Raw genomic sequence first — 26,181 nt, 5'->3', positions numbered from 1 at the left:
CTGCACACCGAGCTCGGCGACATCCCGCCAGCCGAGCACGAAGCGAACTACTACCGTCAGAACCCGGCCGTCACGACGGCCGAAACCAGAGAACCGAGCCTCCACTGAACCCGGGGCGGTTCACTTGATCGTCTACCACCTCGGCCGTCGGCAGCCCAGCCATCACGATGCAGGGGGGCGCCGGGCGAGGGCAGCCGATTCGGTGCTGTGGCGGCTCGCCCTTGAGCGGGTTGTCATGAACAAGCCACCCACGGACCGCTCTCGGAGTTGGGACGAGGGCAGAAGTCGGTGGGGCAAGATGTGAGGTGACATGTGGAGCGCCGAGCACGCCGCCAAGGTGGCGTCCGAGTATCTATCCGGCCTTGGCCGGCGCTGGGAGCATGTTCGGACTGTGGGTCGGCTCGCGGACGAGCTGGCAGCCGTCGGTGCAATCTCAGCTGACGTGGCCGCTGCGGCGTGGCTGCACGACCTTGGTTATGCGGAGGAGCTGTCCACAACTGGCCTCCACGCACTCGACGGAGCAGCCTTCCTCGCGGACGAAGGTGCGCCGACCGGTGTTGTGGGCCTCGTGGCGCACCACACGGGCGCGGTCTTCGAGGCTGAGGAGCGCGGCCTGACGAGGGAGCTGGCAAACATGCCACCGGCGGAGCCTTCCGAGTTGGACGTTTTGACGCTGCTCGACCTGGTCACGGCCCCCGATGGATCACTTACTGACCCGGAGACTCGGATCGCGGAGATCCTGAGCCGGTACCCAACTTCTAGTCCCGTGCACCGGTCCGTCAGTCGCGCGTGCACACGACTGCTCGCCTCCGCTGCGCGCGCTCGCGAACAGCTGGGACTACCCGATGAATGGCCGGTCGGAGCCGCGTAGGGCGTGCTCGAGCCTCAGGCGCATTGATGCGTGAAGGTCCAGCGAGTCGATCTGGTCGCGGGACAGCCACTCGACCTCGTCACTTTCCGAGCTCGTGCGTCGCTCGCCGCCGACCAATCGGGCGCGGAAGGCGATCGAAAACTGCTGGCGCACCTCGCCGTCGTCGTACTTCATGACGTGGTTGGGGTTCGTGTACGTCCCGGTGATCGTCTCGACCTCGACGTCGTAGCCGGTTTCTTCTTTGACCTCCCGCACAACGGTGTCGGCGATGCTCTCGCCGGGCTCATGGCCACCGCCGGGGAGCGCCCACTTGTCGTTATCGGTCTTGTGGATCATGAGGACACGGCCCTCGTCGTCCTGCACGATCGCCACGACCGAGGGCACCACGGAGTTGATCTCCGGAGCGTTCGGGTCATCGATGTAGTCGATGCGCGCCATGTTTCCGAGCGTACGGGCCGTCACGCTGGCTTGGCGGCCTGCCACGTGCGCTCGAAGGAGTCCATGTAGTGCGCGAAGAGCCGGCCCCCGGGGATGCGGTTGATGTGCATCAGCGGCGAGTGTCCAGCCGGAGCCCCGAGAGCGTGCGCGTTTACGAGTAGCTCGTCGTCGAAGCGGAAGAGCGAGGCGTACAACGTCGAGCCGTGCTTTCGGGCGTCGATGCCGGGAACGCCCTGTAGCAGCGGGCTCAGGTAGTTCCACGTCAACTTGCACCTCGCGGCGAGGAGTTCTCCGATGCCTTCTTCCTCGCCGCGCAGGGCTACGGCCTGGCTCTCCGGATCCCCGAAGAGCAGCCGCACCCGCACGCCGTTCTTGGCGCGCGCCGCCAGACGCTCGGCGAACTCCGGGACGCTGTCGTGCAGGAAGCTGCCCGCGAACGCAAGGAGGTCGATCGATTCGCGAGCGTTGTCGATCAGCTGTTCCCAGGTAGAGACGGGCACCGATGCGCGGCTCGGGTAGAGGTCGATGAACTCGGCTCGCGTAGCCGACCTCGTTCGGGGGTCAGAATCGGTCGCCGGCCAGAGGTACACATCAGTCTTGCCGAGGACGCTGCCTGCATTGATCCGATGTGTCCGGTGCGGGATCCGATCGGTGCTGATCCAGCGCTCGACGGTCTTGGGGTCGACTCCGACCTTCTCGCCAAACTCCTGAAGCGAGAGCCCTGCGTCTGCAATCGCTGCGCGTAGTCGCTCGTTCGTCATCACACGCCTCCGGAGGCGTCTTGGGACGTTTCGGTCAGTCTAGGACGTCCCAAGACGTCCCGCAGCGTGGTGACGACGTCCTGCGTTCTGGGCGTGTCGTGGTTGGTGGGCGTTCAGCCCGTCAGGAGAGGACACGAGAACACCTGGAGTCGAAATGGCCATGGCCAAGCGCTTCGAGATCACGCACCAGACGGCGTTCCCCAAGGGCGCCTTCCTCCGCGGGCCGGTCGAGCCCGTCACCGACTTCCAGGCCGAGCAGCGCCCCGACGGTTCGCGACCTCAGCAGCGCGACAAGGAGACAGGCCGGCTGCTCTGGCAGTGCACGGTCATCGACGGTGACGACGAGGCAGGTCGCCGTGAGATCGGCGTGACGGTCAAGTTCGCGGCCGAGCACCAGCCTGTGCCTCCGAAGAACACCTCGGCGTTGCCGTGGACGCCGGTGGAGTTCGTCGGGCTGACCGCGTTGCCGTACGTCGATGATTCAGGCCGCCGGCCTCGGATCGCATGGTCGTTCCGCGCCCAGGGCTTCGTCACGCCGGGCCAGCAGGTCGGCCACTCGGAGCCAAAGGCGGCGGCGTGATGTCCCGGGGTGAGGCCAGAAAGACCGTCGTGGCCGAGGTGGGTCCGACAATCTCGGAGCTACTGACCATGGCGGCCGACATGGTGGCAATGGTGAACGGCCAAGTCGAGTGGGCTGGCGTCGGTCACGGCGTCGTGTCGGTGCGAGCGAACACGCAGACGGACGCCGAGTACCTGGCGTGGCGTCTCGCCCTCGGTGAGGTCGCCGACTACGAAGCGACGAGGACGTGCGCGGGCTTCGCTGTATGGAGCGGCGGCACGTGGCCGGAAGCCGAGTTCAAGGTGTTCTGCGGTGGCGAGCTCGTGCGACCGTTGCGAGCGTTCCCGCGCCGTGACCGCGTGAGTGCCGATGACGCCGCGGCGGTCGCGGGAGCGGCGTGATGTCTGCTGTCCGGCTCTTCGGGCTCGTCTTGCGCCGCCTTGCCGTGGCGTCCTGGAACGTCATCCTCTGGACCGCGCGAGCGTGGCGCGCCGTACTGGTCTGCCTGGTGATCGGCAACGTGCTCTTCATCGCCGATCTCGAGGCTGCCGGCGTGATCGCAATCGCAGTGATCCCCGCGAGCAGCGTCGTTCGAGCCGTCTGGGACGCCGTGAGTCCGCTGACCTACGAAGCGATGCTGGGCGCTCCTCTGCGGCGGCGGGGTTGGCGGCACAGAGTGCGGAAGGAGTGGAAGGACGTCGCTCGGCGGTGCGGGCTCATCTGGCCGTGGGCTGACGACCGGCGTCGTTCCCTCCCCCGGCTCCTGCGGGTAAGCACGAGCGGAAACACGCTCACGCTCCGGGTCCGTGCCGCCGTCGGCCAGACCGTGGACGACCTGACCGGGACCATCGAGGCGATCGCCACAGCGTTCGAGGCGGAGTCCGCCGAGTCCCGTCGGGTGGCTCCGGGCGTCGTCGAGCTGGATCTGACGATGTGCGAACTGCTGCATGAGCCGACGACGCCACGGATGCCCTACGAGCTCGAGACCGAGGCTGTCACCGTCGGTCGGCGTGCAGACGGGTCGGCCTGGCGCTTGCAGCTTGCTGGGCGGCACACCCTCGTCGTGGGGCGGTCCGGCGCAGGAAAGGGATCGGTCTTCTGGGGCGTCGCCGGCAACCTCGCTCCGTCCGCGAACGCCGGTCTGGTGCGCCTATGGGGAATCGACCTCAAGGGCGGCGTCGAGCTGTCGGTGGGCGAAGCGATGTTCTCATCCGTGGCGATCGACGAGCAGGCGGCACTCGGCCTGCTGAACGATCTGCACCGGGTCATCGTCGAGCGGCAGGCAGCCATGCGCGGCCGATCTCGCGAGTTCACGCCGTCCCCAGGTGACCCGGCTCATGTGCTTCTGATCGACGAGCTGGCGGTGCTGACCGGCTACGCATCGCGCGACGTCGTGAATCAAGGTACGGCGTTGCTCAAGCGGATCCTGACGCAGGGCCGAGCACTTGGCGTGATGGTCGTCGCGTTCGTGCAGGACCCTCGGAAGGAGACGGTCGGCATGCGTGAGCTCTTCACGCAGACGATCGCGCTGCGGGTGGCGTCAGCGTCGGAGACCCGGATGGTGCTCGGTGACGGCTACGGAGATCTCGCTCCTGCGCATCGAATCGACCGGACGATGCCCGGCGCTGGCTACGTGGTCAGGAATGACGGCGTAGTCGAGCGAGTACGGGCTGATTTCTGGTCCGACGAACTCATCCGGTCGGTAGCCGACCGATACCCGGCGGCGCGCGAAGCGCGATTCGCCGACCACGGCGCGGCTCCCGGCGAGCTTCTGCGTCTTCCGGTGCCCGAGCTCACCGTCTTCCCGGCCGCTGGTCGGCGGGATCCGCGCACCCCGCGCGACCCAGAGGATCCGGAGGCGGCGTGATGCGGACGTCCTCGCGGGCCGGCTTTCCTGGGCATGGGCCCGACGCTCCCCTGGAGCTTCTCAGCGTCAGCTCGCGTGAGGTCGAATCGATGTTGAGTCGCATCGCGGACGGCACGATGAACGCGCTGGCCACGACGCTGGCGAAGGCCGGGAACTGCGCTCACCCGGTCCGTCTCGCCGGGCGGTCCGACACCGTCGATGCGCACAGCGGCGAGATCCTGAAGACGTTCCGCTCGGTCGATCAGCCGATGGGGCTGCTGTACAAGCCGTGCGGCAACCGCCGAGAACAGGTGTGCCCCGCGTGCTCGCGGATCTACGCGCGTGACACCTTCGAGCTGATTTCTACAGGTCTGCACGGCGGCAAGGGCGTTCCAGCGGCCGTGAACTCGAACCCGTTGTTGTTCGTGACTCTCACAGCGCCTTCGTTCGGCCGCGTCCACGGCGTCCGCGACGGCCGGGCGTGGTGCCATCCCGGCGCCCGAGGCGAGAGGTGCTCACACGGTCGACGGACGGCCTGTTGGGCACGGCACGCCGCCGAGGACTCCGTGATCGGCGCGCCGCTGTGCCCGGAGTGCTACGACACGATGTCGGCCACGGTCTGGCAGTGGCATGCACCCGAACTGTGGCGTCGCTTCACCATCGCGCTCCGTCGCCACCTCGCGACCCTTATAGGGGTGCAAGACCGCGAGCTCGCGCATCACGGCCGGCTCGAATACGCGAAGGTCGCCGAGTTTCAGGCCCGTGGCTTGGTCCACTTCCACGCGCTTGTGCGTATCGACGGGCCTGATGGGCCCGGCTCTCCCGCACCCGTGAGCGCAGCGACTCTCGAAGCCGCCGTGCGTGCCGCGGCGAGCGCCGTCGCGTTGACCGCGCCGCCTGTCGACGGCGGCGACGTCGAGCGAGCGTTGCGCTTCGGAACGCAGACGGACGTCAGGATCGTCCGGGACGGCAGGACCGACTGCGAGATCACAGCCGAGCAGGTCGCGGCTTACCTGGCCAAGTACGCGACCAAGTCCTCCGGCGTCGACCCCAGAAACCCGGTCCCGCACCTCGTGCGGCTCGTCGACTCCTGCCGCGCTCTCGCCGCGCGAGCACTGGCGGACTGCCCCTTCGGGTGCGGCAAGCGTGCGTTCGAGCGACGCCCACGGCTGTGCGGGCGTTGCGCCCGGAATCCCTACGCGCTTCTTGGCCGGTGGTCCGCCATGCTCGGCTTCCGCGGCCACTTCTCGACCAAATCCCGCCACTACTCCGTGACGCTCGGTGCCCTCCGGCGCGCGCGTTACCGCTTCCAGCGTCTGGGCATCGAGCGGCACCGCCTCGCTTCTGCCCTCGAGCCTCGCGAGCTCGAGGCGCGGTTGATGACCGACGACGAGGAAAGCACGCTCGTGGTAGCGGCGTGGGCGTACATGGGCTCCGGTTGGCCACGCTCCGGTGACAAGGTGCTCGCCGACGCGGCAGCTTCACGGGCTCGTGAGTTCGCAAGGTGGCGAGCCGAGCAGCGTCGCCGGACGAGTACGACGAGCGGCGGAAAGACAAGCGGGGGGACCTGAGATGAGCGCAGCAAGTCTGGGACCAGGCGGGAGATGGGCCGTCACTCCTGAGGAGGTGGCCGACTCCTTCGGGATCTCCGTCGGTTGGGTCCGTGAACAGGTCCGTCGCGGCCGAGTGCCGCATCTGCGTTTCGGTCGCGGGAAGATCCGTTTCCTCCCCGAGCACGTCGAGGCACTCGTCTCACTCGCGACCGTCGCCGGCCCCTCGGTCGACCTCGAAGCGTCGGCCAGTGCGTCGGCAGATCTCACCTCGCTGGGCCCAACGACTGGATCGATCCGAGCCCACCGCCGTCGCCCGCACGTCCCTGGCGATCCGCAGAGGTTCTAGTAGGACCACGCCGTCGCCACGCTCGTCGTAGATTCTCGTTGCTCCGAATGCGTCGAGCATGGACCTTGGCTCTAGCCAGCCCACACTCAGGCGTCCGCGGACCTGGATCGTCAGGCCCGCGCATCACTATTGCGCCGCGGCTGGTGCGCCGTCCCTTGGCCTCAGCGAGATTCCCTGCAGAGCGCGTGACGCGGCATCGGCCGCAGCCCGCTGCTGGTCCGGGAGCAGGTGCGCGTAAGTCTCCGTCGTCGTCGTTATCGACTCGTGCCCGAGTCTGCGCTGCAGCACGAAGAGGTCGACACCGGCGGCGATCATCCATGACGCATGGGTGTGCCGCAGGTCGTGCACCCGAGGCCGCTTGGTCAGCCTGGGCGCGGCCGGATCCGGCGATCCGTCGGGCAGGCGTGGGTTCATAGCCGCCTCGAGCGCAGGTGTCCATGTCGTCGTCCAGAACCGCGACGACGACAGCTGGCGCCCCACAGTGTTCGGGAACAGCAGCTCGTCCGGAGCCTTCGACGCCACCAGCGGCAACAGCACGTCGACGAGGTCGTCGGGCAGCGACACCGTCCGCCGCGCCCGCCGCGTCTTTGGCGGCCCAACGAACCATGCCCGGTTCTCGTCCCGCTTCCAGGCCTTCGTCACCCGCACGGTCGCTGGCTGCGACACCAGGTCGACGTCGCCGACGGTGAGCGCGGTCGCCTCGCCCCATCGCAGCCCGGTCGCCACGAGGAGCAGAACCAGGGGCTGGTAGTGCGCGGGGATCTTCGACAGCAGGAGCGCGAACTCGTCTCGCGTCAGCACCGTCATGTCGTCGTGCGTCGCCTGAGACTTCGGCAGCTCGACGCGCGCACAAGGGTTGTCGGGTCGGTAGCCGAGCCGCACGGCGGTCGACATCGCCGCGGAGAACAGCCCGTGCACGTTCGCGATCGTCTTGGGCGAGTAGCCCCGCGCGCTCATCGAGCGCACCCACGTCGAGACATGCCGGTAGCTGATGAAGGCCACGGGATAGGCACCGAGCTCCGGCGAGATATGCGACGCGAGCTGCTGCCGATAGTGCGCGCGAGTATCAGCCCCGACGGACGTCAGCAGGTCGATGTGCTCCGAGATGACATCGTCGACAGAAGGCCCATGCTGGCGTACCGCGTCCGCGATCCGGGCCGCCTCGGCAGCATGGCCTCCGGCGGCCTCGATCAGCTTCAGCGCCACAACCGCGTCATTGCGATCGTCATATGTGAGCGACGTCTGCCGGCCGGTGTCCGGGTCCCGCCACAGGACGGCGTAGGCGCGCGTCCCGTCGCTGCGTCGGCGCTCCCGGATCGAGGCCATACAGAAGAAGGTAGCCATCCGTGTCAACGAATGGCTACCTTCCTGTCAACAAGACCCGCGTTTCCGCAGGTCAGAGCAGTGGAGGTGGCGGGAATCGAACCCGCGTCCGATGACGTGGAACCAGGGATTCTCCGGGTGCAGCCTGCTGCGATTTTCTCGGCCCTCACGATCACGCAGGCAAGTCGTGAACGGGCTCAGTCAGCTAAAAGTCCCGAATACCGCACTGACGACGGGATTCAGCAGTGGCTCTCTAGATGACGCTGGTTACTGAGTCGAGAGCGTACTCAGGCCAACGGACTTCGGGGCTCGCTCAGGCGGCGAGGGCGAAGTCGGTGCGGTTGGAATTGGCACCTATGGGTTTGCACGGAGCGTTGACGAGATAACCGTGCGTCCTCGACCCGCTTCTCCTGGCTCGACGATCACCGTCGAAACCGATCACCCCCGTGTTGAGTTATCAACCGCTGTGCGCGACCGGGAGGCCCGGAAGCAGCCGCAGCCCGCACAGACTACCTACCCAACGAGCGTGCTGCCACGACGATTCCCGGCGAGCGCGCCGATCGTCGCGAGCTCGTCCTGCACCGCGGCGGCGAGCGCGTCCGACGACGGCCACAGAACGTCGCCGACGCAGAGCGAGACGACGAGGTCGTCGCCCGTCGACAGCGCGACGGCCGTCACCGGCACGTTGCCGACGATCGGGCTGAGCGGCACGATCGCGCGCACCTCGCGCCCGCAGAGCGGAGGCACCGCGCCCGGTCCGGGCAGCCGCGTCACCGCGACGTTCACCATCGTCTGGCGCGCGAAGAACCGGCGCACGAGCCCGACGGTCGCCAGCGCTCTCAGCACCGGCGCCATGACGACGGGCGTCGCGGGCGACGCGAGCTCCTTGCGCCGGCGGGTCTCGTCCGCGATCGCCCGGAGGCGGGACGACGCGTGCACGCGCACGTCGGTCGGGACCGGCACGAGCAGGCCGCCGACCTCGTTGCGCGGGCGTGCCGCGCCGTGGCGAGCGCGGAAGGTGGCGGCGACGGTCGCGACGAGGTCGACGCGGGGCTCGTCCCGTCGTTCGAGCTCCTCCCCCAGAGCGCGGCCGACGGCGCACAGCACTGCGTCGTTGACGGTCGCGCCGCAGGCCGCCGCGCCCGAGCGCACCTCCGCCAGCGGAGCGCGGGCGACGACGAACCGCATGCCGGGACCCGACGGGCGGTTGAACGACGTGGCCGGCGCGTGCGGGCCGCTCGCGCCGCGCAGGTCGCGCTCGGCCTCGCGGAGCATCCCCAGCCCGACGCGCCAGCGGCGGACGGCGCGAACCCGCGAGGCGCGGGCGTCACGTGCCAGCTCGCCACGCTCCACCGGCCACCGTGCCGCGCGCACGGGCGCCGGTTCGTCGGCACCAAGGGCCTCGAGCACCGCGTGCAGCGTCGTCGGGCCGTCGGCGACCGCGTGGTGGCTCACCCAGATCAGCGCGGTGGAGCCCGACGGGCGGTCCGCGACGACGAGCCGCCACAGCGGCCGTCCCCGCGGCAGGCGGGCGATCATCGCGCGCGCCGCGAGCGCGAGCAGCGCGCGATCGCCGTCGTCGCAGGACGCCGCGCGGACGTGCGCGTCGAGGTCGGGGACCGCGGGGGCCCACACCGGACGGCCGCAGCCCCGCGGTACGCGCACCGCCCGCCGGCCCAGGACGCGCGAGCCCGACACCCGGTCCGCCAGCAGGGCGCGCACCTGCTCGGCCGTCACGCGCGGCGGCGCCAGCTCGACCACGGCGCCGACGACCCGCGGTTGCGGGCCGACGTCGAGCGCGAGCTCCGCGAGGTCCGTGCCGCTCAGCCGTTCGACCATGCGACCAGCCTGGCGACGCGGCGGCTCGCGCGGGTGGGCCGTCGGTCCCGACGTGGGAGCGCCCGCCCCCGACGCAGACCAGCGGCGCGGCCGTCCCCCTCCGGACGACCGCGCCGCTGCCGGCGGATCAGGCCGCCGGCCCCGCCATGAGCGTCACGGTGGCGCTCTGCGTCTTGCCGCTCGTGCCCGAGACCCAGGTGATCTTCACCTTGTCGCCGGGCGCGTACTTGCCGAGGGCCTTCGAGAGCGCGTCGGCCGACGAGACCGCCTTCGAGCCGACCTTGGTGATCGCGTCGCCCGCGGTGATCCCGGCCCGCGCGGCCGGCGTGCCCTGCAGCACCTGGCCGACCGTCGCGCCGCCGGAGCCACCGGTCGAGCCCGCCGTGAACGCGACGCCCAGGAACGCCGGGGTGCCGATGACGATGCCGTTGCCCGCCTGGCCCTGGTCGATCTTGTGCGCGACGGCGATCGCGTCGGTGATGTCGATCGCGTACGCGACCGTGCTCGTGCCGCCCGACGACGCGGCCGTCGTCATGCCGACGACCTCGCCCTCCGAGTCGAGCAGCGGGCCGCCCGAGTCGCCCGAGACGACGCCCGCGGAGAACTCGATCAGGCCGTTGAGCGTCTCGCTGCCGTCCGAGCTCTCGGTGGACGCGGTCATCGACTGGTCGGTCGCCGTGACGGAGCCGGGCGCCGCGACCAGCGAGCCGCCGCCCTGCGCGTTGCCGACCGCCGTGACGTCGTCACCGCGCGTGACGCCCTGGTCGTCGTCGAGCTTCACCGTCGTGAGGCCGGAGGCGTCCTTGAGCTGCAGGAGCGCGACGTCCTTCGACTTGTCGGTGCCGACGACCTCCGCCTGGTACGTCTTGCCGGTGGCGCCGATCGTCACGCTGATCGAGGTCGCGCCCTGCACCACGTGGTTGTTCGTCAGGACCAGGCCGTCGGACGTCAGGACCATGCCCGTGCCGGCCGACTCCGCGCCCTGGTATCCGAGCACCGAGTCGATGAGGACGACGCCCTTGGTCTGCGCCGACGTCGGCTCGGTGGTGCCCTGCGAGGTGCCGTTCTGGTCGCCCTGGTCGGAGCCGCCACCGGGCAGTCCCTGCTGGCCCCAGGGGCTGGTCGAGTCGCCGCCCGAGCCGCCACCGGAGAACGGCGACGTGCCGTCGGAGCCCGAGCCGTCCGAGCCCGAACCGTCGGAGCCGGAGCCGTCCGAGGGCGCGCCCTGACCCTGGTCCAGCGCGGAGCTCTGCGGGGACTGCGACTGGCCGTCGAGGTACTCGTACAGCGCGACGCCGCCGCCGCCCGCGATCAGGCCGAACGCGAGCGCACCCGCCGTCACGCCGGCGACGACGCCCGCCGAGACGCCGCGACGCTGCTGCGCGCCGTGCCCCGCCTGCCCCGGCGTGCCATAACCCGGGTGGCCGGGGTACGCACCAGGCTGCCCCGCGACGTGCGGGCCGTACTGGTGCGCGCCGTACTGCTGCTGCCCGCCGTAGGGCGCGGCCGGCGGCCAGGGCGTCGGCATGCCCTGCGGGTGGCCGGCCTGCGGGTGGCCGGCCTGCGGGTGGCCGGCCTGCGGGTGGGCGCCCGACGGGTGCGTCGGCTGGCCGTACCCCGGCTGGCCCTGCGGCGCGTGGCCCTGCGCTCCGTACGGGTGCGCGCCCGCCTGGCCGTAGGCCGGCGGCACGTAGGCCGGACGCGGGTACGCCTGCGGCGGCCCGGGCACCGGCGGCAGCGGCTGCGTCGGCTGCGACACCGGCAGCGGCTGGGTCGGCTGCGCAGCAGGCAGCGGCTGCGTCGGCTGCTGCCCGGCCGGCTGCTGCGCGCCCGTGGGCTGCTCGTGCTCGGGTCGCTCCGGGGTGCGCTGCTCGTCCATCGCCGTCTCCTCCTCGTCGCCGCCGGGTCTCGGCGTCTGACGAGAATCAGACTCCCCCGACCCGAACGTGGACTGGACCGATCCGGAGAGCAACCTGTGAAACCTCGTCCGCGTCCAGGCTGCGCGAACCCGCGACGGCTCGCACGCCGTCGAGCAAGATGAGCACATGCACCTGCCCGTGATGCCCCCGGTGGCGCCGATGCTGGCCAAGTCGGTCCCGACGATCCCGGACGTCGGCCACACGGAACCCAAGTGGGATGGCTTCCGGACCATCGTGTTCCGCGACGGCGACGAGGTCGAGCTGGGCAGCCGCAACGAGCGGCCGATGACGCGGTACTTCCCCGAGCTCGTCGAGGCGATCAAGGCGAACACGCCGGAGCGGTGCGTGCTCGACGGCGAGATCGTGGTGGTCGCGGGCGACCGGCTCGACTTCGACGCGCTGCAGCAGCGGATCCACCCGGCCGACAGCCGGGTCCGGCTGCTCGCACAGCAGACGCCCGCGTCGTTCGTGGCGTTCGACCTGCTCGCGCTCGGCAACGAGGACCTGATGGCCCGGCCGTTCCGCGAGCGGCGCGCGCGGCTCGTCGAGGCGCTCGCCGACGCGCAGGACCCGATCTTCGTCACGCCCGCGACGTCCGACCTCGCCGAGGCGCAGGAGTGGTTCCGCCAGTTCGAGGGCGCGGGGCTCGACGGCGTGGTCGCCAAGCCGCTCGACGGCGTCTACGCGCCGGACAAGCGCACCATGTTCAAGATCAAGCACGAGCGCACGGCCGACTGCGTGGTCGCCGGGTTCCGCTGGCACAAGACGGGTGACGTCGTCGGCTCGCTGCTGCTCGGCCTCTGGACGGACGACGGACGGCTGCAGCACGTCGGCGTCTCGGCGTCGTTCCCGATGGCGCGGCGCAAGTCGCTGCTCGACGAGCTCGCGCCGTACCGGGACGTGGAGCTCCCCGAGCACCCGTGGGGCGCGTGGGCGGACCAGGAGGCGCACGCCGATCGCCGGATGCCGGGGGCGGTCAGCCGCTGGAACGCCAAGAAGGACCTGTCGTTCGTGCCGCTGCGGCCCGAGCTCGTCGTCGAGGTCGCGTTCGACCACATGGAGGGCGACCGGTTCCGGCACACCGCGCAGTTCCGCCGGTGGCGGCCGGACCGCGACGCCGCGTCGTGCACCTACGCGCAGCTCGAGGAGCCCGTCAGCTTCCAGCTCTCGGACATCCTCCGCGCCGAGGCCTGACGCCGCGACGCCCCGACGCCCTCAAACGTCCGACGAGCAGCCGGCTCACCAGCCCCCGCCGCCGCCTCCCCCGACGCCGCCGCCGGAGAACCCGCCCCCGCTGAACCCGGACCCGCCCGACGAGCCGGGCGTGGGCGCGGACAGCGACGACGTCGCGATCGACGAGAACCGGTCCATCGAGCTCGCGAGCCCCGTCGCCCAGAACAGCCCGGGCCCGGGGTAGAACCCGCCGCCGACGTACCAGCTGGGCTGCGCGACCGCCCGGCCCTGCGCGGCGAGCTCCGCGAACACACGGGCCCACCGGTCGGTCAGACCGAAGATGATCGCGTACGGCAGGTACCGGCTGAAGACGTCCTGCCCCTCCTCGAACCGGATCTGGTTCGCCTCGGCGGTCGCGATGTACTGCCGGAAGCCCAACGTCTGCGCGAGCACGGCCGTGCCGTCCTCGGTGCGCGCGGGCGCCCACTTCGCCATCGCCGCGACCACGATGCCAATGACGACCAGCGCGATCGGCACGAGCGCGACGCCGCGCCAGTCGATCCCGGCCGCCAGCAGGAAGAAGCCGATCAGACCGCCCGCGACGAGCAGCGCGATGCCGCCGCCGACCCAGCCCGCGCGCACGGACGACGGGTTCGAGCGGAACCAGCCGAGCCGCGTCACGTCCTCGTACAGCCCGTCCTGCACCTGCTTCATCGACGACGCGAACGTCGTCCGCAGGTCGGAGAGGCGCACCGACGAGCGGCCGGTGAACAGCGCGTTGAGCAGCGTGGCCTCGTACGGGTGGAGCTCACCGGGCGGCGGCTCGAGCTGCACGAGGGTCCAGTCCTTCGGCGCCTTCTCCGGGTTCGAGCGCGGCACGGCCTCGATGCGGAGGTAGCCGCGCACCGCGAGGTCGACGAGCGTCGCCGTGACGTCGACGGGGTCCGCCTTCTCGTCGACGAGCGTGCCGACCTGCCCCGGCCGCACGCCGTCCGGCGGCGTGAACTGCACCGCGATCGGCGCCCGCTTGTCGCGGTAGCCCGAGCCCGACGTCTGACCGGCCCCCGGCCGCAGGCCCGGCGTCAGGCCGAGGTACGCCCGGTCGCGGCCGACCCGCCGGATGCGCCGGACGGCCAGCACCACGCCGGCCACGAGCAGCGCGAGCGCCACGGCGCCCCACGGCGTCAGCGGCCGGAACGCGGCGGCCGGGTCCGGCTTGGCGACGATGATCGGCTCGACGCCCGGGAACGTGCCGCCCGGCCAGCCGGTGACGGTCGAGAGCTGGTCGCCGACGGCCAGCGCGTCCTGCGTGAACGTCGACGTCGGGCCGCTGTGCTGCGCCGACGTGCACGAGTCCGTCGAGCCCGACGGCCCCGCGAAGCACGCGGCACCCTCGACGTCGGCGGGGCCCGTCACCTTCACCGAGATGGCGTCGAGCGGCACCTCCCACCCCGAGCCGATGACGTTCCAGTACAGCTCGTCACCCGAGTGGTCGGGGTTCGCGGGGTTCACGAGGCCGTCGACCGTGTAGCTGACGCGGTAGGTCTGCGTGCCCGAGATGTCGCCGCGGTCGGGGTCGCCGATGCGCAGGATGATCGCGTTGTCGGTGTCCTCGCGGTTGAGCTTGGCGGGCGCGCCCGTCGAGCTCGACGACGTGATGTCGGAGTAGCGGAACGCGCGGTCGTGCTGGTCGTCGTAGCCCTGGCGCGTCACGAGGGTCAGGAACGGTCCGTGCCCCGGGTTGTCGCCGAAGTCGAAGTCGAAGTCGATGACGACGTGCGCCTTGCCGTCGGCGTCGAGCGTCGCGGTCGCGTCGTACCGGGTGATCTCGCGGCCCGACGTCTGCGGGCCGGCGACGACGGACGCCCGACCCGCGACAGGCGGCGCGGCCGCAGCCGGCCCGGCGAGCGCGAGCGTCCCGAGCGCCACGACGGCCGCGGCGGCCGCGGCGAGCAGTGCGCGCCTCACCGGTCGCGCTTCTCGCGCATGGCGCGCTGAGCCTCCAGGTTGTCCTGGCGCTCGCGCAGCGCCTGGCGCTTGTCCCAGTCCTTCTTGCCGCGGGCGAGCGCGATCTCGACCTTCGCGCGGCCGTCGAGGAAGTAGAGCGAGAGCGGCACGATCGTCTGCCCCTTCTCCCGCGTGCGGGACGCGAGCCGGTCGATCTCGTCGCGGTGCAGCAGCAGCTTGCGCTTGCGGCGCGGCGCGTGGTTGGTCCACGTGCCCTGCGAGTACTCGGGGATGTGCACGCCCTGCAGCCAGACCTCGTCGCCGTCGACCTCGCACCACCCGTCGACGAGCGACGCGCGCCCGGCGCGCAGCGCCTTGACCTCCGTGCCCGTCAGCACGACGCCTGCCTCGAACACGTCCTCGATGACGTAGTCGTGCCGGGCCTTGCGGTTGGCCGCGACGAGCTTGCGCCCGGTCTCCTTGGCCACGACGTCGCACCCCTTCCCGATCCCGTCGACCGACGATCCGACGGTCCGGTGTCCCTGCTGATGGCGCCCGGCGCGAGCCGGACCGGTCGAGCCTACCGGCGCGGGCAACCGCGAACCGGGGACCCGGTGGGCGACGTCGTCAGAGGCCCAGCAGCGGCGCCGGGTTCACGGTGTTGCCGTTGACGTACACCTCGAAGTGCAGGTGGCACCCGGTGGAGAGACCCTCCGAGCCCGAGTACCCGACGAGCTGCCCCTGGGACACGTGCTGCCCGCTGTGGACGACCATCCGCTCGAGGTGGTTGTAGCTCGACGCGAGGCCGTTCCCGTTGACGATCCCGTGGTTGACCATCACCTGGCTGCCGAAGCCGTACCGGTACTCGGCCCACAGCACGGTCCCCGAGCGGCCCGCGTAGATGGGCGTGCCGCAGTGGGCGCGCAGGTCGATCCCGGCGTGCAGGCGGTAGTAGTGCAGGATCGGGTGGAACCGCCAGCCGTACGGCGACGTCACGTAGATCGGGTTCGTGCTCGTCGGGTTGCCGAACATCGCGCCGACGATCGGCCGCGGCGGGCCCGACGAGTGGTGCTTCTTCGCGTCGCGCGCCCGCTGCTCGGCGAGGGCCTTCTTGAGGTCGTTCGACACCTTCTTCGCCGCGGCGTCGATCTGCGCGAGCTCCTGCTTGAGCGCGGCCTTCTGCGCCTGCAGCGCGTTCTGCTGCGTCTTCTGCGTGGCCAGCAGCGAGTCGAGCGCCGCCTTCGCCTGCTGCGCCTTGTCGCGCGCCGCGTCGGCGACCTTGACCTTCTGCTCCGCCTCGACCTTGAGCTCGCCGATCCGGTCCTGCACGGCGCCGAGCCGCACCTGCGAGTTCTGGTCCGTCGCCTTGGCCTCGCGGAGCTGGTCGAGCACCTGCGACTGCGTGCGCATCGCGGTCGTCATCAGCCCGTACCGCTCGATGAAGTCGCTCGTCGAGTCGGCGCCCAGCAGCACGCCGACGGTCGAGACCTCGGGGCCGCCGCGGTAGGCCTCGCGGGCCATCTCGCCGATGGCTGCGCGCATCGCGGTCGCCTTCTTGCCGTCCGACGCGATGGTCGTCGTCAGCGCCTTGTTCTCGTCCTGCGCGTCCTGCAGCCGGGCGGTGACGAGCGCCGCCGCGCGCTGCGCCGAGTCGTACGACGCCTGCGCCGCGTCGAGCGCGCGCTGCGCCGCCGGGATCTTGGCCTGCGTGTCGAGCAGCTGGTCCGAGAGCTTCTGGAGGCTCGCCTTGACGCCCTCCAGCGCGTCGTCGGCGGCCGCCTTCTTCCGCGCGTTGGCCTTCTGCTCCTTCTGCGCCTGCTTGATGCGGTTGTCGATGCTGTCGGCCGACGCGGGCGCGGCGACCACCCCGAGGCCGAGCGCGACGCACATCAGCGCAGCGGGCAGCCCCAGCCGGCGCGCGAGGCGCGGCAGGAACGGACGACGGCGGGCCGGCACGCGCTCAGACCTTCGTGTACCGGCTCAGCGTGACGACCGACGAGATGAGCGCCAGCAGGATCGCGACGCCGATCAGCAACGGCGCCACCGTCAGCACGTCCTGCGTCGTCACGTACGGGATCCACTGCACGGACTGACCGAGCCAGTCGGTGACGAGGTACTGGACGCCGACCCACAGGCCGCCGACCGCCAGCAGCGCGCCGACGGTCGCCGCGATCGCGCCCTCGAGCATGAACGGGAGCTGGATGAACGTCGTCGAGGCGCCGACGAGCCGCATGATGCCCGTCTCGCGCCGCCGCGACAGCGCGGACAGCCGGATGGTCGTCGTGATCAGCAGCACCGCCGCGAGCAGCATCACGAGCGCGAGCCCGCCGGCGAGCAGCGTCGCCCGGTTGAGCACCAGGAAGAGCTTGTCGAACAGCTTCTGCTCGTCCTGCACGTCCTCCACGCCGGGGCGCCCCGACACCACGTCGGCGACGACCTCGTACTGCTTCGGGTCGGTGAGCTTGATGCGGTAGGAGGAGTTCATGTCGTCGACCGTCGCGGCCGACGCCCAGAACTGGTCCTTGAACTCCTTCTGGAACTCCTTGTACGCCTGCTCCTGCGACTCGTAGTACACGTGCTGCACGTACGGCTTGATCTCCGGCGAGTCGAGCGCCGCCTTGATGTCGCTCTTCTGCGAGTCGCTCACGGCGCCGCCCGCGCACGTCGGCGCGGACGACGTCTTGGGGCAGAGGAAGACCGAGACCTCGACCTTGCCGTACCACTCGTCCTTCATCTTGCCGATCTGGCCCTGCAGCAGCGCCGCGGAGCCGACGAACGTGAGCGAGACGAAGGTGACGAGGATGACGGAGATCGTCATCGTGACGTTCCGCCGCAGGCCGAGGCCGATCTCGGAGAGGATGAACTGGAGTCTCATCGCGCGCCCCTCACCGGTCCGAGCCGTAGACGCCGCGCGACTGGTCGCGGACCAGCTCGCCGGTGGACAGCTCGACGACGCGCTTGCGCATCTGGTCGACGATCTCGTCGTCGTGCGTCGCCATGACGACGGTGGTGCCCGTGCGGTTGATGCGGTCCAGCAGGCGCATGATCCCGAGCGACGTGGTCGGGTCGAGGTTTCCCGTCGGCTCGTCGCAGAGCAGGATCTGCGGGCGGTTGACGAACGCGCGGGCGATCGCGACGCGCTGCTGCTCACCGCCGGAGAGCTCGTGCGGGCGCCGCTTCTCCTTGCCCGCGAGGCCGACCATCTCGAGCGTGTCGGGCACGGTCGACAGGATGTGGTGACGCGGCTTGCCGATCACCTGGAGCGCGAACGCGACGTTCTCGAAGACCGTCTTGTTGGGCAGCAGGCGGAAGTCCTGGAACACCGCACCGATGCCGCGGCGCAGCGCGGGCACCTTCCAGCTCGACAGGCCGCCGAGCTCCTTGCCCGCGACGAAGACGCGCCCGGCGGACGCGCGCTCCTCGCGCAGCACGAGCCGCAGGAAGGTGGACTTGCCGGACCCGGACGCCCCCACGAGGAAGACGAACTCGCCCCGCTCGACGTCCAGGGTCACGCGGTCCAGCGCGGGTCGGGCGCCACGGGCGTAGACCTTGGTGACGTTCTCGAATCGGATCACGACGCTCGGCGGCCAGGTTCGGGGACGGGTCAGGGTGGTGCTGCCGGCCTCGTCGAGAGTAGGCAGACGTCCGCGCTCGACCGGCGCGTGACACGCCGATGCCGACCTGTGAGTCGTCGCGCCGCGGTCGCGCTGACGCGAAGACGCTGGTCAGCGACCGTTTCGTCCGAGTTGTCCGCCGGACGCGCTGGCCGATGTCAGGCGTGGCGGAGCTTGCGCTCCGGCGGGTCGTCCGCGATCTCCGCCCGCCGCGTCTCGAGCGTGCCCAGCGGGTCCTCGAGGACGTCGGCGAACGCGACCTCCGCCGCACCGACGATCTGCGCGTCCCCGGCGAGCTCGGACCGCAGCAGCAGCGCCTGCTCGCGGATCGGTCCGAGCGCGCGCGCGAACGCCGCGTGCAGCGTCGGCTCCATGGTCGGGTAGAGCGCGCCGAGCGTGCCGCCGAGCACCACGACGCGCGGGTTGAACACGTTGACGAGGCTCGCGAGGCCGATGCCGACCCACTCCCCCGTCTTGCGCACGCCGGCGATCGCCCGCCGGTTGCCGATGGCGACGTCGCTGACCACGTCCTCGATCTCGGACTCGCGGGGGTCGCGCCCCACCGCGCGGATGAACGCGGCGTCGCCGATCTCGGCCTCCCAGCACCCGCGCGCGCCGCAGGAGCACACGCGCCCGTTGGGCTTCACGACGATGTGCCCGACCTCGCCCGCGTACCCGCCGGCGCCCTTGAGCAGCTCGCCGTCGACCACGACGCCGCCACCGACGCCGACCTCGCCGCGCACGTACAGCAGGTCCGGCTCGCCGCGCGCGGCGCCGCGCAGGTACTCGGCGACCGCGCCGAGGTCGCCGTCGTTGCCGACGGTCACCGGGTAGCGCCCGCCCGTCGCGGTGCGCAGCAGGTCGGCCAGCGGCACCTCGTGCCACCCGAGCGGCGGCGAGCGGCGGACGACGCCGTCCGGCTGGTGCACGCTGCCCGGCACCGACACGACGAGCCCGAGGCACACGGACCCGGGCACGGCCCGCGCGTCCATCTCGCGTGCGAGCGTCGCGATCAGCTCGACGACGTTCCCGACGTCGTGCGACGTGGTGGTGTGCAGGCGCCGCCGCACCTGGAGCATGTAGCCGCCGAACCCGACGCGCGCGGCGCCGACGCTCGACGGCGTCACGTCGAACGCGAGAACGTGGACGCTCGTCGGCACCGGCTCGACGACGTTCGACGGCCGCCCCTTGCCCCGGACGACGCCGGGTCGCTCGCGTACCAACCCCGCGGTGGCGAGGTCGGACACGAGCGACCCGACGGTCGAGCGGTTGAAGCCGGTGGCGGCGACCAGGTCCGACCGGGTCGCGGCGCCCCCGAAGTGGAGCCGGCGCAGCACGGCGGACAGGTTGGCCCGCCGTACCTCGTCGGGGCCGGACGCATCCGCCCGTCGAACCGACGGGCCCGCGCCGAGCCGCACCGCTGCCCCCTCTTCGGCCTGTGACCTGGCTAGACGCGTCCCGTCGCCCGAGCCCGGCGACGCGAGAGCGCGTCGACGGCGGCAGCGGCGGCCAGCACGGCACCGGTGACGATGTACTTGACGCCCGCAGAGTAGCCGAGCAGACCCATGCCGTTGTCGATGACGGCGATCACCGCGCCACCGATCAGGGCGTCGATCACGCGGCCCTTGCCACCGAAGAGCGACGTGCCACCGATCACGGCCGCGCCCACCGCGTAGAGCAGCGTGTTCGAGCCGCCCGCGTTGGGGTCGACCGACGTGGCGCGCGACGCCGCGAAGATGCCGGCGATCGCCGCCATGGTCGAGCAGATGATGAAGCAGGCGATCCGCACCCGCGCGACCGGGATGCCCGCCCGGCGCGTGGCCTCGGCGTTGCCGCCGACCGCGTAGATGTGACGGCCGAAGGCCGTCCGCGTCAGCACGAAGCCGAGCAGCAGCGCGAGGACCACGATGATCGGGACGACGATCGGCACGCCCTTGATCGAGACGAACGTCGTGCGGCTGCGCTCCTGGCTCAGCAGGGCGACCGCGCCGAGCACGAAGGCCGCGAGCACCACGATCTTCACGACGACCAGGCCGAGCGGCACGGCGAGCAGCCCGTTGCGGCGGCGCGACGCCCACGTGTTGAGCGAGCCGGCCGCGTAGGCGAGCACGGCGAGGACGCCGAGCGCCCACCCCCAGATCACCGGCAGGTTCTTGTTCTCGATCGCGAGGATCACCTTGTCGTGCACGGGGACGTTGCCGCCGTTGCTGATGATCAGCAGGACCGCGCCCTGCAGCGCCAGGAACGCGGCGAGGGTCGCGATGAAGGACGGGATGCCGACCTTCGCGACCAGGAAGCCGTTCCAGAGGCCGACGATCGCGCCCGCGACCACACCGGCGAGCACCGCGAGGTACCAGGCCCAGCCGTGGTTGAGCAGCAGGATCGCCATCGTCGAGCCGGCGAGGCCGGACGTGAAGCCCGCCGAGAGGTCGATCTCGCCGATGAGCAGGACGAACACGATGCCCATCGAGATCGTCGAGATGACGGCGCCCTGCTGGAACAGGTTCGCGAAGTTGAGCGCCGAAGGGAACGTCTGCGGCCGCAGCGCGATGAACGCGAAGATCAGCACGACCAGGGCCAGCAGCGCGGGCAGCGAGCCCATGTCGCCGCCGCGCACCTTGGTGACGTAGTTGGAGACGGCCTCCCCGAAGGTCGGCTGCTCGACGGCCGCCGTGAGCGGCGACGAGGGTGCCGAGGAGGACACGGTGGAGGTGCTCATGCCTGGGTGCTCCCGTTCTTGGTGTCGAGCTTGGCGGCGGCCGTGCCGGGCGCGGGCGGCACGGTGACCGGCCCGCCGCTCTCCTGCGAGCCGCTCGTGATGAGCTCGATGATCTGCGCGCGCGTCGTGTCGGCGGCCCGGAGCTGCGCGGCCGTCTGGCCCAGGTACAGCACCGAGATCGAGTCCGCGACCTCGAACACGTCGTTCATGTTGTGGCTGACGAGCACGACCGCGAGGCCGGCGTCGGCGAGGCGGCGGACGAGCTGGAGGACCTGCTCGGTCTGCGCGACGCCGAGGGCAGCGGTCGGCTCGTCGAGGATGACGAGCTTCGAGTTCCAGAGCACCGCGCGCGCGATGGCGACGGTCTGCCGCTGGCCACCCGAGAGGCTCGCGACGTGCTGGCGGATCGACCGGACCGTGCGGACCGACAGCGAGGCGAGCACCTCGGCGGCCTGGCGCTCCATGGTCGACTCGTCGAGGCGGATGCCCTTCTTGAGCTCACGCCCGAGGAACATGTTGTGGACGATGTCGAGGTTGTCGCACAGCGCGAGGTCCTGGTACACGACCTCGATGCCGAGCTCGTTGGCCTTGCTCGGGTCCGCGATGTGCGCCGGCTGGCCCTCGAAGAGCACCTCGCCCGCGTCGAACGCGTAGATGCCGGCGATGCACTTGATCAGCGTCGACTTGCCGGCGCCGTTGTCGCCGACGAGCGCGGTCACCTCGCCCGGGCGGGCGACCAGGTCCACGCCGCGCAGGGCGTGCACGGCGCCGAAGTTCTTGAGTCCGCCACGCACCTCGAGTGTCGGCGGCGGCACCAGGTCGGGGGCGTGGGTCGCGGGGTCTGTCATCGTCCACCTCGTCGTGTGCTGGGTGCCCCGCCTCGCGGGGCCGTTCCGGGGTGCCGTCAGGTCGGACGGCGGGCGGGCCGGGCCGCAGCTGCGGACCGGCCCAGCCGGGCGCGGCCACCGGGGCGGGCGCGCGTGAGCACGCCCGCCCCGGTGTGGTGCGTCAGGAGATGCCGGCCTTGGTGCACTGCGCAGCGAGCGCCGCGGTGCAGACCTTGTCCTTCGTGGTGTAGCCGTCGTTGATGACGTCCTTCACGTTGTCGAAGTAGATGGCCTCGGGGTCCAGCAGGACCGCCTTGACCGTCTGCTTGGACTGCGAGTCCTCGACCGAACCGGTGGCGAGGCTGGCCGTGTCCTGCTTCTTCGCGAGGGCGATGGCGAGCGCGGAGGCCGCGTCGGCCTCCTTCTTGACGGCCTTGTAGACGGTCATGCACTGGTCACCCGCGAGGATGTTCTGCAGGCCCTGGTCCGTCGCGTCCTGGCCGGTGACCGGGACCTTGCCGTTGACCTGGTTCTTCTTGAGGATCGCGATGGCCGCGTTGCCGAGACCGTCGTTCGCCGCGAGGACGCCGTCGATCTTGCCGTTCTGCTGCGTCCACATCTGCTCGAAGATCGTGCCCGCCTGCTGGTTGTCCCAGTCCGGCACGGGCTGCTCGGCGACCTTCTTGTACTGCGTCATCGGGTCGAGGATCTTGTGCGCGCCGGCCGCGAACAGCGTCGCGTTGTTGTCCGTCGGCGACCCGTCGAGGTACACGATGTTGGCCGAGGTCTTGCCGTCGTCCTTGAGGCACTTGGCCAGACCCGTGCCCTGCAGCTCGCCGACCTTGGTGTTGTCGAACGAGACGTAGAAGTCGGCGCCGCCGCCCAGGGTCAGGCGGTCGTAGTCGATCGTCCCGATGCCCTGCGCCTTGGCCTTCTGCAGGACGGCCGAGCCGGAGCCCGAGTCCAGGTTGACGATCATGAGGACGTTGACGCCCTCGGTGATCATCTGGTCGGCGATCGTCTGGAACTGCGTCTTGTCGCCCTGGGCGTTCTGGATGTCCGCCTTGACGCCGGCTGCGTCGAACGCAGCCTTGAGGTACTTGGAGTCAGCCGTCTCCCAACGGGCCGACGACTTGGTGTCCGGCAGGATCACGCCGACGAACGGCGTCGCCCCGCCGCCCTTGCCGGTCTCGGTGCCCGACGAGCCCGAGTTGTTGTTGTTGTTGCTCGAACAGCCTGCCAGGAGGAGTCCGGCGGCCGCTGCGGCCGCCGTCGCCAGGATCATGCTCCGTCGCATCGTGCTCCCTCTCGTGACGACGCCCCATCGCGCTCGTCTTGGACCCGAGCTTGCTGGGCGCTCGGACTATGTTGCGGGCGACAACATATGGCCCGACCTGCACCGTGACAAGCACGAACGCGTTCTCCGTGCTCGAACTGTGACCATCCGGGTACCGAAATGCGGCGCATGGCGGGTGTGGTCGCGCTCTCACCACCCGGATGGATGACCCCGGAGGGCCGTTCATGTTGCGGGCGACAACAATTCCCGGACACACATCTGCGCAGGTGGACGAACCGGACGGACCCCCGCAGCCTGGACGGGGCTCCCGGGGCCGCGCCGTGCGGCGTCGCGCTCGCCCACGAATGCGCCGAACGTCCCGGGTCCCGCCGCGCACGGCGGCGGAAGACTGGACGGGTCAGCGTCGACACCGAGGAGGGGCCGTGCGGTACGTCTACCGGTTCAGCGAGGGCGACAAGGACCAGAAGGACCTCCTGGGTGGCAAGGGCGCCAACCTTGCCGAGATGACCCGGCTCGGCCTCCCCGTCCCGCCCGGCTTCACGATCACCACCGACGCGTGCCGCGCGTACATGCGCGACGGCGTCGTGCCCGCCGAGGTGCGCGTCGAGGTCACGCTCGCGATCCGGCAGATGGAGGACGAGCTCGGCCGGCGGCTCGGCGACTTCCACGACCCCCTGCTCGTCTCCGTCCGCTCGGGCGCCAAGTTCTCGATGCCCGGGATGATGGAGACGGTGCTCAACGTCGGGCTCAACGACGCGTCCGTCCGCGGCCTCATCGAGCTCAGCGGCGACGAGCGGTTCGCGTGGGACTCCTACCGGCGGCTCATCCAGATGTTCGGCAAGACGGTGCTCGACATCGACGGCGAGCTGTTCTCCGACGCGCTCGAGGCGCGCAAGCGGGAGGTCGGCGCCGCGAGCGACGTCGAGCTGACGACCACCGACCTCGAGGCGCTCGTCGACGAGTTCAAGCAGATCGTGCGCACGCAGACCGGTCGCGAGTTCCCGCAGCACCCGCGCGAGCAGCTCGACATGGCGATCGAGGCCGTCTTCGGCTCGTGGGACACCGAGCGCGCGCGGATCTACCGGCGCCGCGAGCGCATCCCGCACACGCTGGGCACCGCGGTCAACGTCGTCTCGATGGTGTTCGGCAACCTCGGCCCCGACTCGGGCACGGGCGTCTGCTTCACGCGCGACCCCTCGACCGGGCGCACCGGTGTGTACGGCGACTACCTGCCGAACGCGCAGGGCGAGGACGTCGTCGCCGGCATCCGCAACACGATGGCGCTCACCGAGCTGGAGACGCTCGACCCCGCCTCGTACGCCGAGCTGATGGGCTGCATGCGGCGGCTCGAGACGCACTACCGCGACCTCTGCGACATCGAGTTCACGATCGAGCGCGGCAAGCTCTGGCTGCTGCAGACACGCGTCGGCAAGCGCACGGCCGCCGCCGCGTTCCGGATCGCGACCGCGCTGGTCGACGAGGACCTCATCACCATGGACGAGGCGCTCTCGCGCTGCTCCGGCGCCGAGCTGGCGCGGCTGATGTTCCCGCAGTTCGACCCCACCGTGGAGCGGACCGTCCTGACGACCGGCATGGGCGCCTCCCCCGGCGCGGCCGTCGGCGAGATCGTGCTCGACAACGAGCAGGCGCTCGACCGCTCGGCGACCGGGGCGCGCGTGATCCTCGTCCGGCGCGAGACCAACCCCGACGACCTCGCGGGCATGATCGCGGCCGACGGCATCCTCACGGCTCGCGGCGGCAAGACGTCGCACGCCGCCGTCGTCGCGCGCGGCATGGGCAAGTGCGCGGTCGTCGGCGCCGACGAGCTCGACATCGACGTCGCCAAGGGCGAGGTCCGTGTCGACGGCCGGGTGCTGCACGCCGGCGACCTCATCGCGATCGACGGCGCGACCGGCGAGGTCTACCTCGGCGAGGTCGCCGTGGTCGACTCCCCCGCCACCGTCTACGTCGCGGACGGGTACGACGCGGCGCTCGACCACGCTGGGGACGAGGACGCGCGCGCGCTCGTCACCGCGATCGACCGCGTGATGCGGCACGCCGACTCGATCCGCCGGCTGCGCGTGCACGCCAACGCCGACAACGCCGAGGACGCGCGCCGCGCGCGGCAGCGGGGCGCGCAGGGCATCGGCCTGTGCCGTACCGAGCACCAGTTCCTCGGCGAGCGCCGCAAGCTCGTCGAGCAGCTGATCCTCGCGACCTCCGACGGCGAGCGGCAGGCGGCGCTCGACGCGCTGCTGCCCGTGCAGCGCGACGACTTCGTCGGGCTGCTGCGCGAGATGGACGGGCTGCCGACCACGATCCGGCTGATCGACCCGCCGCTGCACGAGTTCCTGCCCGACCTCACCGACCTCGCGGTCCGCGTGGCGGTCGCGCAGGAGCGGGGGCAGGTCGACCCGCACGACGAGGACGTGCTCACCGCGGTGCGCCGGATGCACGAGCAGAACCCGATGCTCGGGCTGCGCGGCGTGCGGCTCGGCCTCGCGGTGCCCGGCCTGTTCGCGCTCCAGGTGCGCGCGATCGCCGAGGCGACGGTGGCGCTGCTGCGCGACGGGCTCGACCCGCGGCCGGAGATCATGGTGCCGCTCGTCGGGTCGCAGCGGGAGCTCCAGCTGGTCCGCGAGGAGTCGGAGCACGTGATCGCCGAGGTGGCCCGCGCCGCCGGGGTGACGCTGTCGATCCCGATCGGCTGCATGATCGAGCTGCCGCGCGCCGCGCTCACCGCCCGGCGCATCGCGCAGGAGGCCGACTTCTTCTCGTTCGGCACCAACGACCTGACGCAGACGACGTGGGGCTTCTCGCGGGACGACGTCGAGGCGGCGTTCTTCACGCGGTATCTCGAGAACGGCGTGCTGACGGTGTCGCCGTTCGAGACGCTCGACATCGACGGCGTGGGCGCGCTCGTCCGGGCGGGCGTCGAGGGCGGCCGCGCGGCGAAGCCCGAGCTGAAGCTCGGCGTCTGCGGGGAGCACGGCGGCGATCCCGACTCGATCCACTTCTTCGACGCCGTCGGGCTGGACTACGTGTCGTGCTCGCCTTTCCGGGTGCCGATCGCGCGGCTCGAGTGCGGGCGCGCGGCGGTCGAGCGGACGGAGAGCCAGACGGCCTGAGACGGGCGGCCCGCCCGCCTG

Annotated in this window: 22 protein-coding genes and 1 other RNA gene; 8 read left to right on the top strand and 15 right to left on the bottom strand. The window is 71.1% G+C overall.

All coding sequences use genetic code 11. The features are described from left to right. The first annotated feature begins 310 nt into the window (after window positions 1-310). Window positions 311-871, top strand: coding sequence for an HD domain-containing protein (locus tag QRT04_RS17105; protein WP_289456947.1), 561 nt, complete (start codon window positions 311-313; stop codon window positions 869-871). Here QRT04_RS17105 and QRT04_RS17100 read toward each other — a convergent pair. Beyond that, window positions 839-1,309, bottom strand: a complete 471-nt coding sequence (locus QRT04_RS17100) for an NUDIX hydrolase (protein WP_289456946.1) — start codon at window positions 1,307-1,309, stop codon at window positions 839-841. The genes QRT04_RS17105 and QRT04_RS17100 overlap by 33 nt on opposite strands. Before the next feature lie 20 nt (window positions 1,310-1,329). Beyond that, entirely contained in the window at window positions 1,330-2,070 is a 741-nt protein-coding gene (locus QRT04_RS17095; protein WP_289456944.1) for an XRE family transcriptional regulator, read from the bottom strand. A 154-nt stretch (window positions 2,071-2,224) separates the two neighbouring features. Here QRT04_RS17095 and QRT04_RS17090 point away from each other — a divergent pair, with 154 nt between their 5' ends. The 5 genes from QRT04_RS17090 to QRT04_RS17230 all read left to right on the top strand — a co-directional run bounded on the left by QRT04_RS17090 (window position 2,225) and on the right by QRT04_RS17230 (window position 6,374). Further along, window positions 2,225-2,650 carry a plasmid replication, integration and excision activator gene (locus tag QRT04_RS17090; RefSeq protein WP_289456942.1) on the top strand — a complete coding sequence of 142 codons (426 nt, stop codon included), beginning with the start codon at window positions 2,225-2,227 and terminating at the stop codon, window positions 2,648-2,650. Window positions 2,651-2,679: 29 nt separating this feature from the next. Then, window positions 2,680-3,030 carry a hypothetical protein gene (locus QRT04_RS17085; RefSeq protein WP_289456941.1) on the top strand — a complete coding sequence of 117 codons (351 nt, stop codon included), beginning with the start codon at window positions 2,680-2,682 and terminating at the stop codon, window positions 3,028-3,030. Further along, entirely contained in the window at window positions 3,030-4,496 is a 1,467-nt protein-coding gene (locus QRT04_RS17080; RefSeq protein WP_289456960.1) for an FtsK/SpoIIIE domain-containing protein, read from the top strand. Before QRT04_RS17085 ends, QRT04_RS17080 begins: the two co-directional genes overlap by 1 nt. 89 nt (window positions 4,497-4,585) lie before the next feature. Next, window positions 4,586-6,046 (top strand): replication initiator, encoded by a 1,461-nt coding sequence (locus QRT04_RS17075; protein ID WP_289456940.1) that lies wholly within the window; start codon window positions 4,586-4,588, stop codon window positions 6,044-6,046. A gap of 1 nt (window position 6,047) precedes the next feature. Beyond that, the gene (locus tag QRT04_RS17230) at window positions 6,048-6,374 is read left to right on the top strand and encodes a helix-turn-helix domain-containing protein (RefSeq protein ID WP_407653661.1); all 327 of its coding nucleotides are present in this window, start codon (window positions 6,048-6,050) and stop codon (window positions 6,372-6,374) included. 126 nt (window positions 6,375-6,500) lie between these two features. On the opposite strand, the gene QRT04_RS17070 is transcribed toward QRT04_RS17230, so the two are convergent. The 4 genes from QRT04_RS17070 to QRT04_RS17055 form a co-directional block, all read right to left on the bottom strand. Next, complete coding sequence (locus QRT04_RS17070) at window positions 6,501-7,700, bottom strand: tyrosine-type recombinase/integrase (protein WP_289456939.1); 1,200 nt, start codon at window positions 7,698-7,700, stop codon at window positions 6,501-6,503. A gap of 76 nt (window positions 7,701-7,776) precedes the next feature. Continuing rightward, window positions 7,777-8,143: a transfer-messenger RNA gene (gene ssrA, locus QRT04_RS17065) on the bottom strand. Window positions 8,144-8,210: 67 nt separating this feature from the next. After that, the gene (locus QRT04_RS17060; protein WP_289456938.1) at window positions 8,211-9,536 is read right to left on the bottom strand and encodes a wax ester/triacylglycerol synthase domain-containing protein; all 1,326 of its coding nucleotides are present in this window, start codon (window positions 9,534-9,536) and stop codon (window positions 8,211-8,213) included. A 127-nt stretch (window positions 9,537-9,663) separates the two neighbouring features. Then, window positions 9,664-11,415 carry a S1C family serine protease gene (locus QRT04_RS17055; protein WP_289456936.1) on the bottom strand — a complete coding sequence of 584 codons (1,752 nt, stop codon included), beginning with the start codon at window positions 11,413-11,415 and terminating at the stop codon, window positions 9,664-9,666. Window positions 11,416-11,581: 166 nt separating this feature from the next. On the opposite strand from QRT04_RS17055, the gene QRT04_RS17050 reads away from it, so the two are divergent. Next, entirely contained in the window at window positions 11,582-12,649 is a 1,068-nt protein-coding gene (locus QRT04_RS17050) for an ATP-dependent DNA ligase (protein WP_289456934.1), read from the top strand. Window positions 12,650-12,694: 45 nt separating this feature from the next. Here the strand turns inward: QRT04_RS17050 and QRT04_RS17045 are convergent, their stop codons facing one another. The 9 genes from QRT04_RS17045 to QRT04_RS17005 form a co-directional block, all read right to left on the bottom strand. Beyond that, on the bottom strand, window positions 12,695-14,596 hold the full coding sequence (locus QRT04_RS17045; protein WP_289456932.1) for a DUF2207 domain-containing protein: 1,902 nt from the start codon (window positions 14,594-14,596) through the stop codon (window positions 12,695-12,697). Then, entirely contained in the window at window positions 14,593-15,063 is a 471-nt protein-coding gene (gene smpB / locus QRT04_RS17040) for an SsrA-binding protein SmpB (RefSeq protein WP_289456930.1), read from the bottom strand. Before smpB ends, QRT04_RS17045 begins: the two co-directional genes overlap by 4 nt. A gap of 139 nt (window positions 15,064-15,202) precedes the next feature. Further along, window positions 15,203-16,531: a peptidoglycan DD-metalloendopeptidase family protein gene (locus tag QRT04_RS17035; protein ID WP_289456928.1), complete on the bottom strand. Its 1,329-nt coding sequence runs from the start codon at window positions 16,529-16,531 to the stop codon at window positions 15,203-15,205. 4 nt (window positions 16,532-16,535) lie between these two features. Beyond that, on the bottom strand, window positions 16,536-17,450 hold the full coding sequence (ftsX, locus tag QRT04_RS17030) for a permease-like cell division protein FtsX (RefSeq protein ID WP_289456926.1): 915 nt from the start codon (window positions 17,448-17,450) through the stop codon (window positions 16,536-16,538). Window positions 17,451-17,460: 10 nt separating this feature from the next. Continuing rightward, window positions 17,461-18,150 (bottom strand): cell division ATP-binding protein FtsE, encoded by a 690-nt coding sequence (ftsE, locus tag QRT04_RS17025; protein ID WP_289456925.1) that lies wholly within the window; start codon window positions 18,148-18,150, stop codon window positions 17,461-17,463. 197 nt (window positions 18,151-18,347) lie between these two features. Next, window positions 18,348-19,526: an ROK family transcriptional regulator gene (locus QRT04_RS17020; RefSeq protein ID WP_289456922.1), complete on the bottom strand. Its 1,179-nt coding sequence runs from the start codon at window positions 19,524-19,526 to the stop codon at window positions 18,348-18,350. 110 nt (window positions 19,527-19,636) lie between these two features. After that, complete coding sequence (locus QRT04_RS17015) at window positions 19,637-20,908, bottom strand: sugar ABC transporter permease (protein WP_289456920.1); 1,272 nt, start codon at window positions 20,906-20,908, stop codon at window positions 19,637-19,639. Further along, the gene (locus QRT04_RS17010; RefSeq protein WP_289456919.1) at window positions 20,905-21,756 is read right to left on the bottom strand and encodes an ATP-binding cassette domain-containing protein; all 852 of its coding nucleotides are present in this window, start codon (window positions 21,754-21,756) and stop codon (window positions 20,905-20,907) included. Before QRT04_RS17010 ends, QRT04_RS17015 begins: the two co-directional genes overlap by 4 nt. Before the next feature lie 160 nt (window positions 21,757-21,916). Next, window positions 21,917-23,032: a sugar ABC transporter substrate-binding protein gene (locus QRT04_RS17005; RefSeq protein ID WP_289456918.1), complete on the bottom strand. Its 1,116-nt coding sequence runs from the start codon at window positions 23,030-23,032 to the stop codon at window positions 21,917-21,919. Between the two features lie 422 nt (window positions 23,033-23,454). On the opposite strand from QRT04_RS17005, the gene ppdK reads away from it, so the two are divergent. Beyond that, window positions 23,455-26,160, top strand: coding sequence for a pyruvate, phosphate dikinase (ppdK, locus tag QRT04_RS17000; protein WP_289456917.1), 2,706 nt, complete (start codon window positions 23,455-23,457; stop codon window positions 26,158-26,160). The last annotated feature ends 21 nt before the right edge of the window (window positions 26,161-26,181 follow it).

Source organism: Cellulomonas alba (genome assembly GCF_030362835.1).
Lineage (GTDB): Bacteria > Actinomycetota > Actinomycetes > Actinomycetales > Cellulomonadaceae > Cellulomonas > Cellulomonas alba.
The sequence above is the reverse complement of the archived record's forward strand: the minus strand, read 5'-3'. Positions and strand labels throughout refer to the sequence as shown.

Coding starts and splice junctions, on each gene's coding strand:
- QRT04_RS17080 (WP_289456960.1), top strand. CDS start 3,030: ATGTCTGCTGTCCGGCTCTTCGGGCTCGTCTTGCGCCGCCTTGCCGTG.
- QRT04_RS17100 (WP_289456946.1), bottom strand. CDS start 1,309: ATGGCGCGCATCGACTACATCGATGACCCGAACGCTCCGGAGATCAAC.
- QRT04_RS17055 (WP_289456936.1), bottom strand. CDS start 11,415: ATGGACGAGCAGCGCACCCCGGAGCGACCCGAGCACGAGCAGCCCACG.
- QRT04_RS17090 (WP_289456942.1), top strand. CDS start 2,225: ATGGCCATGGCCAAGCGCTTCGAGATCACGCACCAGACGGCGTTCCCC.
- QRT04_RS17010 (WP_289456919.1), bottom strand. CDS start 21,756: ATGACAGACCCCGCGACCCACGCCCCCGACCTGGTGCCGCCGCCGACA.
- QRT04_RS17230 (WP_407653661.1), top strand. CDS start 6,048: ATGAGCGCAGCAAGTCTGGGACCAGGCGGGAGATGGGCCGTCACTCCT.
- QRT04_RS17070 (WP_289456939.1), bottom strand. CDS start 7,700: ATGGCCTCGATCCGGGAGCGCCGACGCAGCGACGGGACGCGCGCCTAC.
- QRT04_RS17075 (WP_289456940.1), top strand. CDS start 4,586: ATGTTGAGTCGCATCGCGGACGGCACGATGAACGCGCTGGCCACGACG.
- ftsX (WP_289456926.1), bottom strand. CDS start 17,450: ATGAGACTCCAGTTCATCCTCTCCGAGATCGGCCTCGGCCTGCGGCGG.
- QRT04_RS17015 (WP_289456920.1), bottom strand. CDS start 20,908: ATGAGCACCTCCACCGTGTCCTCCTCGGCACCCTCGTCGCCGCTCACG.
- QRT04_RS17005 (WP_289456918.1), bottom strand. CDS start 23,032: ATGCGACGGAGCATGATCCTGGCGACGGCGGCCGCAGCGGCCGCCGGA.
- QRT04_RS17095 (WP_289456944.1), bottom strand. CDS start 2,070: ATGACGAACGAGCGACTACGCGCAGCGATTGCAGACGCAGGGCTCTCG.
- QRT04_RS17105 (WP_289456947.1), top strand. CDS start 311: ATGTGGAGCGCCGAGCACGCCGCCAAGGTGGCGTCCGAGTATCTATCC.
- QRT04_RS17050 (WP_289456934.1), top strand. CDS start 11,582: ATGCACCTGCCCGTGATGCCCCCGGTGGCGCCGATGCTGGCCAAGTCG.
- QRT04_RS17060 (WP_289456938.1), bottom strand. CDS start 9,536: ATGGTCGAACGGCTGAGCGGCACGGACCTCGCGGAGCTCGCGCTCGAC.